Source organism: Planotetraspora sp. A-T 1434 (genome assembly GCF_025420585.1).
Classification (GTDB): Bacteria; Actinomycetota; Actinomycetes; order Streptosporangiales; family Streptosporangiaceae; genus JAOEGB01.
This window is the reverse complement of sequence record NZ_JAOEGB010000059.1, coordinates 1-3,636: the sequence shown is the minus strand read 5'-3', so window position 1 is coordinate 3,636 and position 3,636 is coordinate 1. Positions and strand designations below refer to the sequence as shown.

The following is a 3,636-nucleotide window of genomic DNA, read 5'->3' as shown; positions in this document are numbered from 1 at the left end:
CAGCGGGCCGATCGAGGAGGAGCTGGCCCGCATCTGGGCCGAGGTGCTCGGTCTCGAACGAGTCGGTGTGGAGGACAACTTCTTCGAGCTCGGCGGCGATTCCATCCTCAGCATCCAGGTGGTCTCCCGGGCCCGTCAGGACGGGCTCCGGCTGACCACGAAGGACCTGTTCATCCATCAGACCATCAGCGAGCTCGCACCGGTCGTCACCGAGGTGCACGGCGCCGACGCCGAGCAACCGGTGGTCGGCTCGGTCCCGCTGACCCCGATCCAGCATTGGTTCTTCCAGACGCATCTGGTCAATCCGCACCACTTCAACCAGTCCGTCCTGGTCGAGCTGACCGCCGACCTGGACGAACGGGCCCTCCGGCGGGCGCTCGAGGCGCTGGTGGCGCACCACGACGCGCTGCGGATGCGCTTCGAGGAGGTCGGCGGCGAGTGGCGGCAGCACAACCCGCCCGCCATGCCGGCGACGGTGCTCCGGCGGCACGACCTGTCCGACGTGGCCGACGACCAGCAGTTCGCCGCCATGGAGAAGGTCGCCGACGACGTCCACGCGGGCTTCGACCTCACGCGAGGCTCGCTGCTGCGGGCCGTGCTGTTCACCCGTGGCCGGGGCCGCCCACCGCACCTGCTCCTGGTGGCGCACCACCTGGTGGTCGACGGCGTCTCGTGGCGGATCATGCTCGACGACCTGGAGACGGCCTACCAGCAGGCGGCACGCGACGAGAGCGTACGGCTCGGAGCCAAGACGACGTCGTTCCTCGACTGGGCGCACCGGCTGAGCGAGCACGTCGCCGCCGGCGGCCTGGACCACGAGGTGGACCTTTGGGCTGCGGCGCTCGACGCTCGGCCGTTGCCGACGGATCACGTGCCGACGGACCACGCGTCCGCCTCGGAGCCCTGCCCGGCCCGGACCGTGTCCGTGCGGCTGAGCGCAGAGGACACCGACACGGTGCTCCGCGCGGCGCCCACCGCCTACCGCACCCGGATCAACGACGTCCTCCTCACGGCGCTGGGATGGGCGCTGTCCCGGTGGACCGGTCAGGGCAGGGTGTCGGTCGAGCTGGAGGGCCACGGCCGGGAGGACATCCTCGACGGTGTCGACCTGTCCCGCACGGTCGGCTGGTTCACCACGATCTTCCCGGTGTCCCTCGACATATCAGCCGACGATGACTGGCGGGGCCTGGTGAAGTCGGTACGCCGGCAACTGCGGGCCGTACCGGGCAACGGGTTCGGCTTCGGGGCGCTGTGCTACCTCGGCGCTCCCGAGGTGCGCGAACGGCTGTCGGCGGCGGGGCCGCAGGTGGTGTTCAACTACCTCGGCCAGTGGGACGCGCGGTCGGCGGAGCCCGGCGCGAGCCTCTACCAGGGCCCGCAGACGGCGCTCGGGCAGGAGCACGACCCGGCGGAGCGCGGTGCGCACGCGCTGGAGGTGGTCGGCGCGGCCCAGGAGGGCCGGCTGGAGTTCGTGTGGTACTACCGGCCGGATCTGTACGACAGGTCGACCGTGGAGTCGGTCGCAGGCGACTTCGCCGAGGCGCTGCGGCGGATCGCGGCCGACTGCCGGGAGATCGCCCCATGACCGCCGACAAGGCCACCGAGACCGCCACAGTAACGACCACCGACAAGGCCAGGGCAAAGACCGCCGGCCGGGCCGGCGAGGTCGGCGCCGAGAGTGCCGGCCGGGCGCGCGAGGTCGGTGCCGAGAGTGCCGGCCGGACCGAGACCGCCGCGGGGAGGGCCGAGATGGCCGGGCCGGCGGCTCCGCTGTCGCGCAACCGCGACTACCGCCTGCTCTGGGGCGGGCGGGCGGCGTCGGAGCTCGGCGTCAGCGCCGCGACCATCGCCTTCCCTCTGCTCGTGCTCGCGGTCACCGGCTCGGCGGCGACGTCCGGGCTGGTGCTCGGCACGATCGCGGCGGCGCAACTGCTCGCCGGGCTGCCGGCCGGAGCGCTGGCCGACCGGTGGGACCGCAAGACGATCATGCTGGGCTGCGAGGCGGCGCAGGCGATCGCCGCCGCCAGCCTCGTCGCGGCGGTCTACTGGAATGTCGTGAGCGTGGCGCACCTGGTGGCGGTGGCCGCCGTGATCGGCGTCTGCTCGGCCCTGTTCGAGCCGGCGGAGGACGCGTCGCTGCCCAACATCGTGCCGGACGAGCAGCTGCCGACGGCGGTGGCGATGAACTCGGCGCGCAGCAACCTGGGGCACCTCGCGGGCACCGCGGCAGGCGGTTTTCTCTTCGCCGTGGGCAGGTTCGTGCCGTTCGCCGTCGATCTGCTGACCCATCTCACGACGCTGGTGACGCTCGCGTTCGTCCGCCTGCCGCGGCGGCAGGCCCCTCTGGCCCCGATGGGCCACCTGGGACAGGAGATCATGTCGGGCCTGCGGTGGGTGTGGGGGCACCGCCATGTCCGGGTCACGGCCATCTGTGCGATGGTGCTCAACCTGTTCTTCAGTGCCTTCTACCTCGTGGTGATCGTGCTGGCCCAGGCCAGGGGAGTGCCTTCGGGGCAGATCGGCGTCATGGCGGCCATGCTCGGCGTCGGCGGGATCGTCGGAGCGCTCGCCGCCCCCTCCCTCCAGCGGAGGCTCACGCCGTACATGTCCATCGCGGGGGTTTTCTGGGCGCTGACGCTGTTGACGCCGGTCGCGGTCTTCGCCGGCAACGGCTATGTGATGGGCGCGTTGTTCTTCGCCATGGCCCTGCTGCCGCCGACCGCGAACACAACGATCATCACGGAGCAGCTGTTGCTGACCCCCGATGAGCTGCGTGGGCGGCTGAGCGGTGTGCTCGGCATCCTGACCGGAGCCGCCGGCGCGGTGGGGCCGGCGCTGGGCGGCGTCCTGACGGAGGTGGTCTCGGGCAGCGCGGCGGTCCTGGTCTGCGCCGCGGGGATCGCTGCCGTCACGGTGCTGGTCACCGTGAACCCCACCTTGCGCCGGTTCCCCCGGCGGCCCGCCCAAGACGTCCCCGCCGAATCCGTGTAAGAGAACCCGAGAGAGGACCCCACCATGAATGACGACGCCCGTTACGAAGTTCTGCGCAACGACGAGGACCAGTACTCGCTCTGGCCGGCCGCCCATGAGGTTCCGGCGGGCTGGCAGCGGGTGGGCAAGGAGGGCACCAAGGAGGAGTGCTCGGACTACGTCGACCAGGTGTGGACCGACATGCGGCCGCTGAGCCTCCGCGAGCGGATGGACCACCCGGCATAGGCACCCGGAACAGAGCCGGGACAGACGCCCGGCACAGCTGTGACCGGCACCCCCTCGCGGACCCGTTCCGAGCCGAAGGTCCACGAGGGGGCCGGGGCTACTTGATGGCGCGCCGACCCGCCTGCGCCGCCCGTCCTGCCGTCATCAAGTCTCTAGACAACCGGTCAGGCTGTGACCGACAGGGCGGCGGGCTCGACGGCGTGGCGCGGCGGTCTTCCCTCGATGACCCGCCATACCTCGTCCAGGGCCTGTGCGCCCAACCGCAGGAGTTCGGTGCCCAGGGAGCCGGCCACGTGCGGTGTGAGGATGACGTTGGGGAGATCCCACAGCGGCGAGTCCGCCGGGGTGACCTCCGGCTCGGTCACGTCAAGAACGGCCGAGATCCGGCCCCGGCGCAACTCTCCCTCGAGGGCGTCCTGA

General features: G+C 71.7%; 4 protein-coding genes. 3 read left to right on the top strand and 1 reads right to left on the bottom strand.

Annotated elements, in window-relative coordinates; translation table 11 throughout:
- From N5079_RS34900 to N5079_RS34890, 3 genes are all read left to right on the top strand, one after another.
- A partial coding sequence (locus N5079_RS34900; protein WP_261588503.1) for a condensation domain-containing protein occupies positions 1–1,585 on the top strand: 1,585 nt, incomplete at its 5' end.
- Positions 1,582–2,991 (top strand): MFS transporter, encoded by a 1,410-nt coding sequence (locus N5079_RS34895; protein ID WP_261588502.1) that lies wholly within the window; start codon positions 1,582–1,584, stop codon positions 2,989–2,991. The genes N5079_RS34900 and N5079_RS34895, both read left to right, overlap by 4 nt.
- A 24-nt stretch (positions 2,992–3,015) precedes the next feature.
- The gene (locus N5079_RS34890) at positions 3,016–3,216 is read left to right on the top strand and encodes an MbtH family protein (protein ID WP_261588501.1); all 201 of its coding nucleotides are present in this window, start codon (positions 3,016–3,018) and stop codon (positions 3,214–3,216) included.
- A 164-nt stretch (positions 3,217–3,380) separates the two neighbouring features.
- On the opposite strand, the gene N5079_RS34885 is transcribed toward N5079_RS34890, so the two are convergent.
- Positions 3,381–3,636 (bottom strand): NAD(P)-dependent oxidoreductase (locus tag N5079_RS34885; RefSeq protein WP_315967906.1); only part of this gene is annotated, 256 nt, incomplete at its 5' end.

Coding starts and splice junctions, on each gene's coding strand:
- N5079_RS34895 (WP_261588502.1), top strand. CDS start 1,582: ATGACCGCCGACAAGGCCACCGAGACCGCCACAGTAACGACCACCGAC.
- N5079_RS34890 (WP_261588501.1), top strand. CDS start 3,016: ATGAATGACGACGCCCGTTACGAAGTTCTGCGCAACGACGAGGACCAG.